The sequence below is a fragment of the Actinomadura monticuli genome (genome assembly GCF_041463655.1).
Taxonomy (GTDB): Bacteria; Actinomycetota; Actinomycetes; order Streptosporangiales; family Streptosporangiaceae; genus Spirillospora; species Spirillospora monticuli.
In genome coordinates this window covers 391978-404295 of record NZ_JAXCEI010000005.1, presented here as the reverse complement: position 1 = coordinate 404295, position 12318 = coordinate 391978, and the positions used below count along the sequence as shown (strand labels likewise).

The 12318-nt window shown below is 68.8% G+C and carries 9 protein-coding genes and 1 tRNA gene; 1 reads left to right on the top strand and 9 read right to left on the bottom strand.

The window, feature by feature from the left end:
* Positions 1-176: 176 nt before the first annotated feature.
* From thrB to SM611_RS13630, 6 genes are all read right to left on the bottom strand, one after another.
* Positions 177-1097, bottom strand: a complete 921-nt coding sequence (gene thrB, locus SM611_RS13655) for a homoserine kinase (RefSeq protein WP_371949874.1) — start codon at positions 1095-1097, stop codon at positions 177-179.
* 21 nt (positions 1098-1118) lie between these two features.
* Entirely contained in the window at positions 1119-2186 is a 1068-nt protein-coding gene (gene thrC / locus SM611_RS13650) for a threonine synthase (RefSeq protein WP_371949873.1), read from the bottom strand.
* An 88-nt stretch (positions 2187-2274) separates the two neighbouring features.
* Positions 2275-3579: a homoserine dehydrogenase gene (locus SM611_RS13645; RefSeq protein ID WP_371949872.1), complete on the bottom strand. Its 1305-nt coding sequence runs from the start codon at positions 3577-3579 to the stop codon at positions 2275-2277.
* Positions 3576-4967, bottom strand: coding sequence for a diaminopimelate decarboxylase (gene lysA, locus SM611_RS13640; RefSeq protein ID WP_371949871.1), 1392 nt, complete (start codon positions 4965-4967; stop codon positions 3576-3578). The genes SM611_RS13645 and lysA overlap by 4 nt, the downstream gene beginning before the upstream one ends.
* Positions 4964-5635 (bottom strand): DALR anticodon-binding domain-containing protein, encoded by a 672-nt coding sequence (locus tag SM611_RS13635; RefSeq protein ID WP_371949870.1) that lies wholly within the window; start codon positions 5633-5635, stop codon positions 4964-4966. The genes lysA and SM611_RS13635 overlap by 4 nt, the downstream gene beginning before the upstream one ends.
* Positions 5636-5656: 21 nt before the next feature.
* Complete coding sequence (locus SM611_RS13630) at positions 5657-6019, bottom strand: response regulator transcription factor (protein WP_371950042.1); 363 nt, start codon at positions 6017-6019, stop codon at positions 5657-5659.
* A 128-nt stretch (positions 6020-6147) separates the two neighbouring features.
* On the opposite strand from SM611_RS13630, the gene SM611_RS13625 reads away from it, so the two are divergent.
* Positions 6148-6219, top strand: a tRNA-Arg gene (locus SM611_RS13625).
* 801 nt (positions 6220-7020) lie between these two features.
* Here SM611_RS13625 and SM611_RS13620 read toward each other — a convergent pair.
* Genes SM611_RS13620 through SM611_RS13610 form a run of 3 tightly spaced genes read right to left on the bottom strand, consistent with a single transcriptional unit; the run spans position 7021 to position 12019 of the window.
* Entirely contained in the window at positions 7021-10026 is a 3006-nt protein-coding gene (locus SM611_RS13620) for a methyltransferase domain-containing protein (RefSeq protein ID WP_371949869.1), read from the bottom strand.
* Between the two features lie 21 nt (positions 10027-10047).
* Positions 10048-11322 carry a class I SAM-dependent methyltransferase gene (locus tag SM611_RS13615; RefSeq protein ID WP_371949868.1) on the bottom strand — a complete coding sequence of 425 codons (1275 nt, stop codon included), beginning with the start codon at positions 11320-11322 and terminating at the stop codon, positions 10048-10050.
* A gap of 10 nt (positions 11323-11332) precedes the next feature.
* The gene (locus SM611_RS13610) at positions 11333-12019 is read right to left on the bottom strand and encodes a hypothetical protein (protein WP_371949867.1); all 687 of its coding nucleotides are present in this window, start codon (positions 12017-12019) and stop codon (positions 11333-11335) included.
* Positions 12020-12318: the final 299 nt, after the last annotated feature.

Sequence of the window (12318 nt, the reverse complement as noted above, 5' to 3'; positions counted from 1 at the left end):
GCGCGGCTGACGAGCACGCTGCCCCGAACGGGGCATCTGGTGCGGCATTAAGCCTAACATCACCAGGGCACACTGCTATTCCCCAGAGGTCGATGTCTTCGCATTTTACCTAGCGGGATCGGGCCGGGACCGGGACCGGCCGGAGCGGCACGGCAGCCCCGCCCACGGCTTCGCGATCAAGCCCGGACCTCGGATTCTCCGGTCATGACGCGTGCGCCGCGGGTAGCGACGTCCAACGGGTGTATGTGCCACCCTTTACCCACTTCGGGGACCACTGAATCAACTCGTGATGCGTTTGTGAAGGCCAGGACAGTCGGTCCCGCCCCGGAAATCACGGCCGGCACGCCCGCGTCCCGCAGCGTCGTGACCAGGGCGGCGGAATCGGGCATGGCGGGCGCGCGGTAGTCCTGGTGGAGCCGGTCCTCGGTCGCGTCCAGCAGGACGTCCCCGGCCAGGCCCGCCGTGAGCGCCGCGATGAGCAGCGCGGCGCGTCCGGCGTTGGCGGCGGCGTCCCCGTGCGGGACGGTCGCGGGCAGCAGCCCGCGCGCCCGCTCGGTCGCCAGCCGCTGCTCGGGCACGATGGCGACGACCTTCGTGACCTGCGAGTCCAGCCGGACGAGGCGCGGGCCGGCGGGCGTCGTCCAGGCGACGGTGAGGCCGCCGGCGAGGCACGGCGCGACGTTGTCGGGATGCCCCTCGATCTCGGTGGCAAGGCGCAGCGCGGCGCCGTCGCCGAGCAGTCCCCCGGCGGGGTGCAGCGCGCGGGCCGCGACGATCCCGGCGACGATCGCGGCCGACGACGAGCCCAGCCCGCGGCTGTGCGGGATCCTGTTGCGGCAGCGCAACCGTATTCCCCCGGGCCTCGGCGGGCCGGATCCGGCCAGGTCATCGAGGACGTCGAAGGTGCGGCGCAGCACCTTCACGATCAGGTGGCGCTCGCCCCGGTCGGCGACCTCGGCGCCCTCGCCGTCCACCTCGATGGACACGCCGGAGCCGGTCAACTCGACCTCGACGTCGTCGTGGAGGCTGAGCGCGAGCCCGAGCGAGTCGAAGCCGGGGCCGAGGTTGGCGCTGGTCGCGGGGGTCCGCACCAGCACCGGGCCCTCCGTCCAGCCCACTTAGGTGAGGCCGAGTTCGGAGGCGGCGGAGTGCGCGTCCACCTTGATGGTGGTCGGCGCGGGGGCGCCAGAGATGGCCCAGTCGGGGTCCTTGAGGCCGTTGCCCGTCACCGTGCAGACGACCCTGGAGCCCGCCTTGACGGCCCCCTGCTCGCTCGCCTGCAGCAGGCCCGCGACGCTCGCCGCGGAGGCGGGCTCCACGAAGACGCCCTCCTCCCTGGCGAGGAGGCGGTAGGCGGCGAGGATCTGCCGGTCGGTGACGGAGTCGATCGCGCCGCCGGACTCGTCCCGCGCGGCGACGGCCAGGCCCCACGACGCGGGGTTGCCGATGCGGATCGCGGTCGCGATGGTCTGCGGCTTCAGGACCGGCTCGCCCTTCACGAACGGCGCCGCGCCGCTGGCCTGGAAGCCCAGCATGCGCGGGGTCCGCGACGCCTCCTTGTCGGCGGCGTACTCCTTGTAGCCCATCCAGTACGCGGAGATGTTGCCGGCGTTCCCCACGGGCAGGCAGTGGACGTCGGGCGCGTCGCCGAGCGCGTCCACGATCTCGAACGCCGCCGTCTTCTGGCCCTGCAGCCGGTACTTGTTGACCGAGTTGACAAGCGCCACCGGATAGTCGACCGACAGTTTCTGCGCCAGTTCGAGGCAGTCGTCGAAGTTGCCGTCGACCTGCAACAGCCGCGCGCCGTGCACCAGCGCCTGCGCCAGCTTGCCCATCGCGATCTTGCCCGCCGGGACGAGGACCGCGCAGGTCATCCCGGCCCGGACCGCGTAGGCGGCGGCGGACGCGGACGTGTTGCCGGTGGAGGCGCAGATCACCGCCTTCGCGCCGTCCTCGGCGGCCTTGCTGATCGCCATCGTCATGCCGCGGTCCTTGAACGAACCGGTCGGGTTGGCGCCCTCGACCTTGAGGAACACCTCGCAGCCGGTCAGCTGGGACAGCCGGTGGGCGGGCAGCAGCGGGGTGCCGCCCTCCAGCAGCGTGACGACCGGTGTCGCGTCCGTCACCGGAAGCCGGTCGCGGTACTCCTCGATGAGGCCACGCCACGCGCGGGCGTTGGGGTTCACGTCGGTCTCCTGAATGACCTGGGATATTGTCCGGAGTCTACCGGGGGCGGTCCCTCCGGTTCGCTCTCCGGTGGCCTTATAGGCGGACTTATTCGTCACCCTCGACGCGCATCACGCTCGTCACCGCCCGGACGATCTCCAGCTCGCGCAGCCCTTCGACCGTCGCGGTCAGCGCGGCGTCCGGCGCGCGGTGCGTCACGACGACGAGCTGCGCCTCCTCACCGAGCCCGACCTGCCGGACCGCCTGGATCGACACCCCGTGCCTGGCGAACTCCTCGGCGACCGTGGCGAGGACGCCGGCCTCGTCGGTGACGTCCACCTGGATGTAGTAGCGCGTGACCGTCTCACCCATCGGCAGGACGGGAAGCTTCGCGTAGGTGACCTCGACAGGGCCCGGTGTACCGCCGGCCACGTTCCGCGCCACCGCGACGAGGTCGCCCAGGATCGCGGACGCCGTCGGCGCTCCGCCGGCGCCCGCGCCGTAGAACATCAGCGAACCGGCCGACTCGGCCTCCACGAACACCGCGTTATATGCCTCGCGGACACTCGCCAGTGGGTGCGACCTCGGAATCATGGCCGGATACACGCGGACGGACACGCCGCGGCCGTTCCGTCCGTCCTCCGAAGGGACGCGCTCGCAGATGGCGAGAAGCTTGACGACGCAGTCCATTCCCTTGGCGCCCGCCACGTCGGCGGCACTCACGTCGGTGATGCCCTCACGATGGACGTCCGCGGCCGTGACGGGCGTGTGGAACGCGAGCTGCGCCAGGATCGCCGCCTTGGCCGCCGCGTCGAAACCCTCCACATCGGCCGTCGGGTCGGCCTCCGCATAGCCGAGCGCCTGCGCCTCTTCCAGCGCGTCGTTGAAACCGGCGCCGTGGGTGTCCATCTGGTCGAGGATGTAGTTCGTGGTGCCGTTCACTATGCCGAGCACCCGGTGCACGTGGTCGCCGACGAGCGAGTCCCTGAGCGGCCGCAGCAGCGGGATCGCACCCGCCACGGACGCCTCGTAGTACAGGTCGGCGCCGTACTCCCGCGCCGCCGCGAACAGCGTCGCGCCGTCCTCGGCCAGCAGCGCCTTGTTCGCGGTGATCACCGACTTGCCGGACTTCATCGCCTCCAGCATCAGCGTCCTGGCCGGCTCGATGCCGCCGATCACCTCGATGACGATGTCGACGTCGTCCCTGGTCACGAGCGTCTGGGCGTCCGTCGTGAGCAGCTCCCTGGGCACGCCCTCGCGCACCCGGTCCGGCCTGCGGACCGCGATCCCGGCCAGCTCCAGCGGCGTCCCGACGCGCGCGGCCAGATCGTCCGCCTGCTCGATCAGAAGCCGGACGACCTCCGTGCCGACCACGCCGCATCCGAGCAGCGCCACGCGCAGTCCGGGTTTCACGCTTCGACCTCCGCATCGAGCCGCAGCAGGTCCTCGGGGCTCTCCCGGCGGACGATCACGCGCGACCTTCCGTCCCGCACCGCCACCACGGCCGGCTTCGGGACGAAGTTGTAGTTGCTGGCCATCGACCGACAGTACGCACCGGTCGCCGCCACCGCCACCAGGTCACCCGCCGCAATATCTTCGGGGAACCACAGGTCCCGCACCACAATGTCGCCGCTTTCGCAGTGCTTGCCGACAAGCCTACTGAGCATGGGCGATGCGTCGGACGACCGGCTCGCGAGCACCCCGGTGTACTCGGCGCCGTACAACGCCGTGCGCAGGTTGTCGCTCATGCCGCCGTCCACCGACACGTACGTGCGCAGGCCCTCGACGTCCTTCACGGTGCCGACCTCGTACAGCGTGACGCCGCCCGGACCGATGATCGCCCGTCCCGGCTCCACCGTCAGCCGCGGCATCGACAGCTCGTACGCCCTGCACTCGCGGGCCACGATGTCGCGCAGCCCGTCCGCGATCGACTTGGGGTCGTGCGGCTCCTCACCCGGCAGGTAGGCGATCCCGTAGCCGCCGCCCAGGTCGAGCTCCGGAAGCTCGATCCCGTGCTCGTCGCGGATCGCCACCAGCAGCTCCGCCAGCCGGTGCGCGGCGACCTCGAACCCGTCGACGTCGAAGATCTGCGACCCGATGTGGCTGTGCAGCCCCACCAGCTCCAGCTGCTTCAGCTCCAGAACCCTCCGCACGGCCTCCAGAGCGGCGCCGGAATTCCTGGAGAACCCGAACTTCTGGTCGTCGTGAGCGGTCGCGATGAACTCATGGGTGTGCGCCTCGACGCCCGTGGTGACACGCACCATCACCTTGGGGCGGACACCCCTCTCATGGGCGAGGTACCCCAGCCGCGCTATCTCCTCGAACGAGTCGAGGACGATCCGCCCGACGCCGACCTCCAGAGCCTTCTCCAGCTCCCAGGACGCCTTGTTACTCCCGTGCAAGGTGATGCGCTCGGTAGGGAAGCCTGCCGCCAAGGCAATGGCAAGCTCACCCCCGCTGCACACGTCGAGCCCGAGCCCCTCCTCGTTGAGCCACCGCGCGACCGCGGTACACAGGAACGCCTTGCCCGCGTAGTGGACGTCCCCGTCATGGAACGCCGCCGCGTACTCCCGGGCCCGGCTCCGCACGTCCTCCTCGTCGTAGACGTACAGGGGCGTCCCGTACTCCTTGGCGAGGTCCCGGACGTCGACGCCGCCGACCGTCAGAACGCCCTCGTCCCGCCGGGCGCCGCGCGGCCACACGGCGGGCTCCAGCGCGTTCAGATCCTCCGCCGGCCCGGCAGGATGGTCCTCCGGCAGCACATCCGCGTGCCGCGGCCCAGCAGGGTGTACTCGACTCATATCCGCTCTCTAGGGGTCTCACCGATCATGTTCAGCCCATTGCCGAGGACGACCTTCGCCGCCCGCGCCAGCCCCACCCGTCCCGGAACGGGCTCCTCGTCGCCCTTCGGAACAGCGGGACATCTCTCATGCACGTCGTGGTACGCCCCGGCCACCTTCTCCAAACAGAACATCAGCGGCCCGGCATCCCGTTCCCGCTCCGCCTGCTCGGCCCGCCCCGGCACGTCCGCCAGCGCCCAGGCGAGCTCCGACTCCAGCTCCCCCGCCGTCAACCGCCCGTCCCGGATGCCGAGATCCTTCGCCCACCGCTCCACCCAACAGGCCCGCGCATAGGCGTAACGCACCGAAAAGCCGGGATTGTCGAACGTCCGGGGCCACTCGTCCCACGCAGCCCGCGGCACCCGCGCGACCCCGTAACGAGGATCACGCAGAACCGCCTCCAGGACGTCTCCCACCGTCAGCACGATCCTGACGAACCCGCTGGCGGCCACGCCCCCGGCCCGCCGCGCGATCACCTCGGGCTCGACCCCGAGCCGCAACGCCACCGGGCTCTCGAAGACCCCGCGCCCCCGCCCGAAGACGACCACGCTCTCCGGCACCGCGACGTCGATCTCCCCTTCGGCCACGGCGTCCCGCACCGCACGCAGAAGGACATCGCCTGGAGTCACCCTGGTGAGACTATCTGACCACTATCTGGACACGGCAGCGAGTTTGCGCACCGTCTGGATCAGCTGATTCGGATCGAACGGCTTGGTCACGTACGCGTCCACACCGATCTCGTGCCCCCGCCGCACATCATGCTCCTGCGCCCGCGCCGTGATCATCACGACCCGGATGTGCGCCGTCCCGGGGTCCTCCCGGAGCTTCACCGCGGTCACCCACCCGTCCAGCCGCGGCATCATCACATCGAGCGTGATCACGTCGGGCCGCACCTCGGCCACCCTCTCCAGGCAGTCCTGACCGTCCACCGCGGTCGACACCTCGAACCCCTCCAGTTGCAGGTTCACGGCGATGAGCTGGCGGATCACCTCGTCATCATCGACGACCAGCACGCGTCCCAATGGCTCGGTCACGGCTCGAAGTTAGCCCACTCCCACCCCCGCACGCACGGCGAAAAGCCAGGTGCGCGTCACCCCGCCAACCCTGGTAACCTTCTACCGCGCCGCAACGAGGGCGCAACGCCCCCTTAGCTCAGGGGATAGAGCAACGGCCTCCGGAGCCGTGTGCGCAGGTTCGAATCCTGCAGGGGGCACCTTAGATGATCAGCCACTTTCGCGCTTGACCTGCGGAGATCGACTCTTGCCGTTCATGGGCCATGGGACGTCAGGTGCCACCGCGGGACGGCGTGTGTTCCACCCGTGTTCCAGGCTTAGACGAGTGGTTCCGCAGTGTGGCCAGTGGTCGTATGGGCTGGTGACCGGGTAGGCAGGGCGGGGCGGCGGGAGCTTCTGGCCGTAGCTGGGGCCTATTGGATGGACGTTGAGGGGCAGCGGACCATCTCGCACTTTGCTGCCAGCATCTGCGGGCACTCCGCGCATGGGGGCGGCGGGGCCTCCGGAGGCAGATCATTCCGATGGCGCAACCACCTCACGGTGCCGACCAAGACCGCCGCCGCGTTCAGGATTAACGCGAGCTCGCCCACCTCTAACGCACCCACGTGGTCAGCCCCCCATCGAAGAACGCGGTCACATCGATACACAGCGACGTGTGCGCGGAAACGCCCCTCGATACAACATGATGAAGGTGGGCATGGCAACAGCCCTGGGCCCCTGCCCCGGGAGGCGCCGGCGCGTTAGTCGTTCTTAGGTCCGGCCAGGCCCATGGCGAAGGCGAACGTCTCTACGTGTATGCGACCACTGCCTTGGGCAACTGCGTGACCAGTTGCGGAGATTCGTTCATCCCCGCATCCCAGCAGGTCCCACCGACACGACATCACGGGCTGCTGGAAGAGTCCTGCGCCTGGGCGGGAGAAGTGGTGTCGACGGGTGGACGCCGCTTTCAGTGCGAGTGCGCGACATGAATGCGGGCGACCGCATGGCTGGGCGCTGAGTGGTCAAGGCCGGCGTCGGCAGTAGACGTCGAACCAGGTCCAGGCGGCGCTGCTCGGGTACATCCGCCGTTCGTACGCCGCGACCGGACGGGATGTGGTCACCTCTGCCCGAAGTCCGGACGTCGCGAGGAGTTCGACGATGTCGCGCTGGTCGGAGTAGTACTCGTAGAAGCGCCCGTCGGGGGTGACGACAGAATTGTTGTTGAGCTGGAAGGTGAAATAGGCGACCCCCTGGGGAGTGAGGGCGTCCGCGATCCAGCGGGCCAGCTTCTGGGCCTCCGACCTGGTGAGATGGATGATCGATTCGGCGACCGTGACGACTTCGTAGGTCTCGGCGGCCGGCGGCGACAGCATGTCGGCGGGCGGCGGGGCGGGAATGCCCAGTCGTGCCGCCGCCACCTGGAGCATCTCGGGAGACAGGTCGACGATGTCGACGTCGAACCCCATGCGGGCCAGGAGCGCCGCGTGTCTGCCGGTGCCCGTGCCGAGGTCCAGCGCCCGGCGTGTCCGGGCGTCGTGGTCGACGAGGAGGCTTTCCATGATCGGCTCGACGGTCCGCAGGTGGCTTTCGCCGGCGAGTTCCGCGAAGACGCGCGCCCCGGCGCCCCGGTAGGCCTCGATCGTCTCGCCCACCGGGGCGATCCTCGTGGCGGAATCGACGTAGTAGCCGCTTTCCAGCTTGTTCACGAGGAGGCTCACCAATGCCGAACTGTCGACGTCGTCGTCGGCGGAGCCGGAGAGGCGGAGAATGGCCGCGACGTGATCGACGAGCGCGGATTCGGTCGTGGCGCGTTGGAGCGTGTCGCCGATCAGCTGATCGAGCTCGCGAAGCGCCGCCGCCGGCAGAAGCGAGTCCTGAAGCATCCACAGGACTCGGAAGAACGACGCGGCGTGAGTGTGATGGAAGATCTCGGGATGCGTCCGGTAGCGGTCGAACGTCTCGGAGAGCGCGAGGCGAAGGGCCGTCCGCTTCTCCTGGATGACCGCCTCGTCCTGCATGTCCTTCAGCAGGTCGATGATGGCCGGGGCCTCCAGGAGCGCCGCGAGCTCGGCGCTCAGACCCCAATCGCGGTGGGCCTGGCCCGGGTCGCCGCGGTGGTAGTGGATCAGGCTTGCGCAAGGGTCGGTCGGATCGAAGGGGGCATTGACCTCCGCCAGAAGTGCGACCAGGCAACTGGCCAGGCGGTCGCCGAGTCTTTCGCGGACCGGCGGCAGCATCGCGCGTCCGCCGTCGACCAGGGCCAGGGGAAGGTACATCAGCAGACCAGAGCGTTCCATCCGCCAGAAACTGCTGTAGGGCCAGAAGAAGGGCTGCCCCAGGGAAATCCCATCGGGCGGAGTGGGACGCGGCAGGCGTCTTCCCTCGGTGTCCTCCGCGAAGAGGGCGGTGAACATGTCCGGCAACGCGGCAGTGAGAACGCCGTGCACGTCCTTGGCGAGGTCGGGCGGCAGCGTGGTCTTCACGTCGCCGCCCAGCAGGTGGACGAGCCGGACGGTGGCCATGGTGCTGCCGAAGAGGTGGCTCATGTCCTCCCGCCACATCGAGCCGTACCGGCGGAGATACTCCGCCATCGCGGCGGCGGCGTCGGGTCTGCTGTGGCCCCCGAGGTGGCCGACATTGTCGGCGATGAGGGCGATCAGGGCCATGACGGTGTGACGGATGCGCACATCGTTGGCGCCGCGGCCGGACGACCGGCTGCCGACACCCCCGAGGGGACCGCGCCGGGAGGCGATGTTGTCACTGGCATGGCCGATCATGCCGTTCTCGTTGAGGACCTCGGCGGCCTCCTGCGCCGTCAGGGCCATGGTCAGATAGTCGACCACGTTGATGACGTTGCCGCACAGGATGTCGGTTCCGCCGTTGTCCCGGATCTTGCGGTCGCGCGTGATCGAGCCCTCGTCCCCCGCCCACAGGGATTCCATCCAGTTGTTCACCGTGCGGCCCCACGCCCCATTGGGAAGCTGGTCGAGGCGCAGGAACGAGTAGGCGAAGAGTCCGAGCGTCATGCGCCGGGTCTGGAGCCGGACGGCGGACCGGTCGTGCCGGAACTGCGGCTGGGCCGCTTCAAGACGATCCTTGATCTCCAGCGCATGGTCCAGTGCCGTGCGGCGGAGCTCCTCGGACGCGTGCGCGCTGGCCGCCGAGAACATGAACCGGGTCGCGAGCGCGACGTCGTATTCGAAGTCGGGATCGACGCCGGAAGGCGCGTGCGCCCTCGCCAACTCCCGCAACCTTCCGGTGACCGCCTCCGTCCGCTCGGGCTCCAGCGCCGCATCGGGATCGAGCTTGAGCACGATGTCCCGTTCGAGGCTCACGAAGTCCGCCAGGTAATGCTTCTCACCGACGTTGCCGAAGTCCACCACGTCGATTCCCGGACCATCGGCGGACCCGTGACTCGCGGACACCAGGATGTTGCCGCCGTGCAGGTCGCCGTGCGCGAGCCGGGTCGCACTCGAAATCGACAGGCGCGTGAATGCCTGATCCCACCAGGCCCACAATCGTGCGCCTTCGATCCCGAGCGCCGAAAGGCGTCGGTGGACGCTCGCGGGATCGTCGATCGTGTGGCAGCGGAACACGCTCCTGTTGGTCAGGTTCAGCGTGAGCTGGTCCAGCCGAAGGACGTTGTGAAAGAGATCGTCCAGCGCGGTCACCGCCTCCGCCGCGGTCGCGGTCGTGTACCACTCCGCGAAGGGGACGGCGTTCGTGCCGGTCAGGCTCAGCGGCAGGGCGATCAACTCTCGGTGCTCGACCTGCGCGTCCAGCATCTGGCCGGCGTTGCGGTACATCGTCCGCGCGAGGCGCAGCCCGTCGACGTCTCTCGAGAGGTCCTCGGCGGCCCCGACTTTGACGACCATCTGATGGGGACGGCCGAGAGAGCTCTCGGGGAGGCACAGGTAAGTGGCCGCCCCGGACGCTCCGCTCATGTCACGAACGATGGCCAAGCTGGTGAAGTTGAAGCGATCGAGCAAGGCCGCATGGATACCGGCGTATTTCGGAGGCCATTCCATGGCATCTCCTTTGATACTGGTCTAGCTTGCGTCAGGGCTCTGTCGGAGGATCAGATGCCGCCATTGTTTGAGCCGGGTGTCGCCCAGGGACCCGCGATTAGCGGTGCCTTCCCACTCGTCCGCGACGATGAGGCCGGCCCGGCCGCAGAGATCGATGATCTCGGCTCGCTCGTAGTACACGAATACCCGGCCCTCGCGGCGGACGACGACACCGCGCCCGGGCTGGAAGTTGATGTACAGTGCGCCCTCGCCGCAAAGAAGGCGCGCGGATTCTTTGAGGATCGCCAATGCCTCGCTCCGCGGGACATGGACGAGCACGGAGCGCAGCCACACTCCCGCGAAGGACCGAGCCTTGAACGGAAGGCGGCCGACGTCGCCCATCACCAGCCGCGGGGAGGGGACCCGCGCGGAGGCCAGGTTCTGGCGCGCGCTTTCGATCATTCCGGCGGAGGCGTCGACGCCGGTCCACGGGACGCCCAGCGCGGTGAACGCACCGTGGTGCACGGCCGGCCCGCATCCGGCGTCCAGCACGCCGAGTTCCGCCGCCTTGGGCGACTGCGGGAGCCGGCGGACGAATCGCGCGACCATGGGGTCGTCAGACCGCCCCCGCCAGGTCCGGGTGAACGCCTTCGAAACGGCGTCGTTGCCGATGCGATTCGACCTCCGCACGGCGGCGCCGAAATCGAGCACCGGCACGCCGTCCGAGACGTCCGGGGCGAATCGCTCGTGGTCGAGCAGCCAGGTTCGAAAGTGCGCGACGTTCACCCTTTCGCCCTCGGAGGAGTCGAAGATTTCGCGCGCTTCGGATGCGGAGACCAGCCATGCTCGCCAACTCTCGCGCTGAGCCTGCCCGATGCGGAACGCCTCGTCGATCACCCGCTGCTCCAGGTAGACGAGCGAACGCGGGTTCGGGACGTCGGCGAGGCCATGGAGGCCGTCGGGCACCGGGGTCCCGCCGACCGGCATGACGCCGTCCGCCGGCACGCACAGCAGGCGCATTCGGCCCGTGCCGTCCGAGAGTTCGAGCGACATCTCGAACTCGCGCCCCTGCTCGTTGAGAAAGGAGGTGATGACGCTTCGAAGGAAGCGGACGCGGTCGAGGTCCGTCGCGGGGAGGTCCGCGAGCCTCGCCGCGCCCCCATGACGCGGGCAGCGCAGCGCGGTCAGTTCCATCCGGCCCGCGGCGGACGGTTCGGCTCGCCGGGAAACGAGAGCGAAGGGTGGCATGGCCAGGAGGATGTCGAAAGGCGCGAGCGAGCAATGCCCGCACTCCGAGGTGTAACCGTGGTGCTCCATCCCGGCCCCGTCAGCCCTCATGGACGTCTCGCACGTACCGCACGATCGATCCGGCCATGGCCGGGTCCATGTCGAAGAGCTTGTCCAGCCTCCGGCGGTCGCCGTCCAGCGCCTCGATCGTCGCCATGACGTACTCGTGGAAGACGGCGATGCCGTTGTCCGCGCACCGCCTTGTCGGCTCCGGGATGAGCGAGGAGTTGTCCAGGACGGCGTCGAAGACGTCCCGGTCGGGCGCGAAGATCTGACCGTGGCCGTCCAGCAGGCGTTCGACGTCGAGGGTGTCGCGCCGCTGCACCTTGATCGCGCATTCCAGGACGTCCGGCCCCGCGCCGTCGATGGAGACGAAGCACTTCCGCGCACGTGCGGCCAGATCCGATTCCAGCCAGATGCGCAAAGAACCGTCGCCCGAGAACCAGGGTAAGAACCGGGTGTCGAAGACGACGCGGTCGTCCTCACGAGCCCGGCGGCCGAGGTATTCGTCTATCTCGGCATCGATGGACGAGGACTTCAGTATGGAGCCGAACTCCTGATAGCGGTCGAACCAGGTCCGAGACTCGTTCACCTTCGTGCGGTCGACGTCCAGCCGCTCAAGAAGGATCTCCGAGGCGGACACGTACGCGAATCCGAGGGTCTCCGCCAACAGAAGGGAATGGGTCGTCTTGCCGACCGCCGTATAGCCGGAGAAGCACACGTTCATGTCCGAATCATGCCCGATCCCTCGGTGACCTATTGCGTGATCGTCAGGTGCCTTCGTGGACCGTCGACGGATATGAAGTTCGGTCGCCCGGGCCATGGCGAGCAGCTGGGGCTTGACCGCATCCTACCAAAGTGACAAACACAAGGTATTTGATCTTATGGAGGGGCATCCCGACCGTGCGTGCCCGGCGCGGTCACGCGGGATCGAGACATGTCACGGGCGGAAGCCGTTCGACGTTAGCGCGTTCCATGCGCCGGGCAGTGTCAAGGGAGACGGTGATCTTGAGGTCGTTCGCGGTA

Bases quoted from the DNA above. Each gene is read 5' to 3' on its own strand.
- SM611_RS13615 (WP_371949868.1), bottom strand. From the start codon at position 11,322: ATGGAGCACCACGGTTACACCTCGGAGTGCGGGCATTGCTCGCTCGCG.
- lysA (WP_371949871.1), bottom strand. From the start codon at position 4,967: ATGAGTCGAGTACACCCTGCTGGGCCGCGGCACGCGGATGTGCTGCCG.
- SM611_RS13610 (WP_371949867.1), bottom strand. From the start codon at position 12,019: ATGAACGTGTGCTTCTCCGGCTATACGGCGGTCGGCAAGACGACCCAT.
- SM611_RS13620 (WP_371949869.1), bottom strand. From the start codon at position 10,026: ATGGAATGGCCTCCGAAATACGCCGGTATCCATGCGGCCTTGCTCGAT.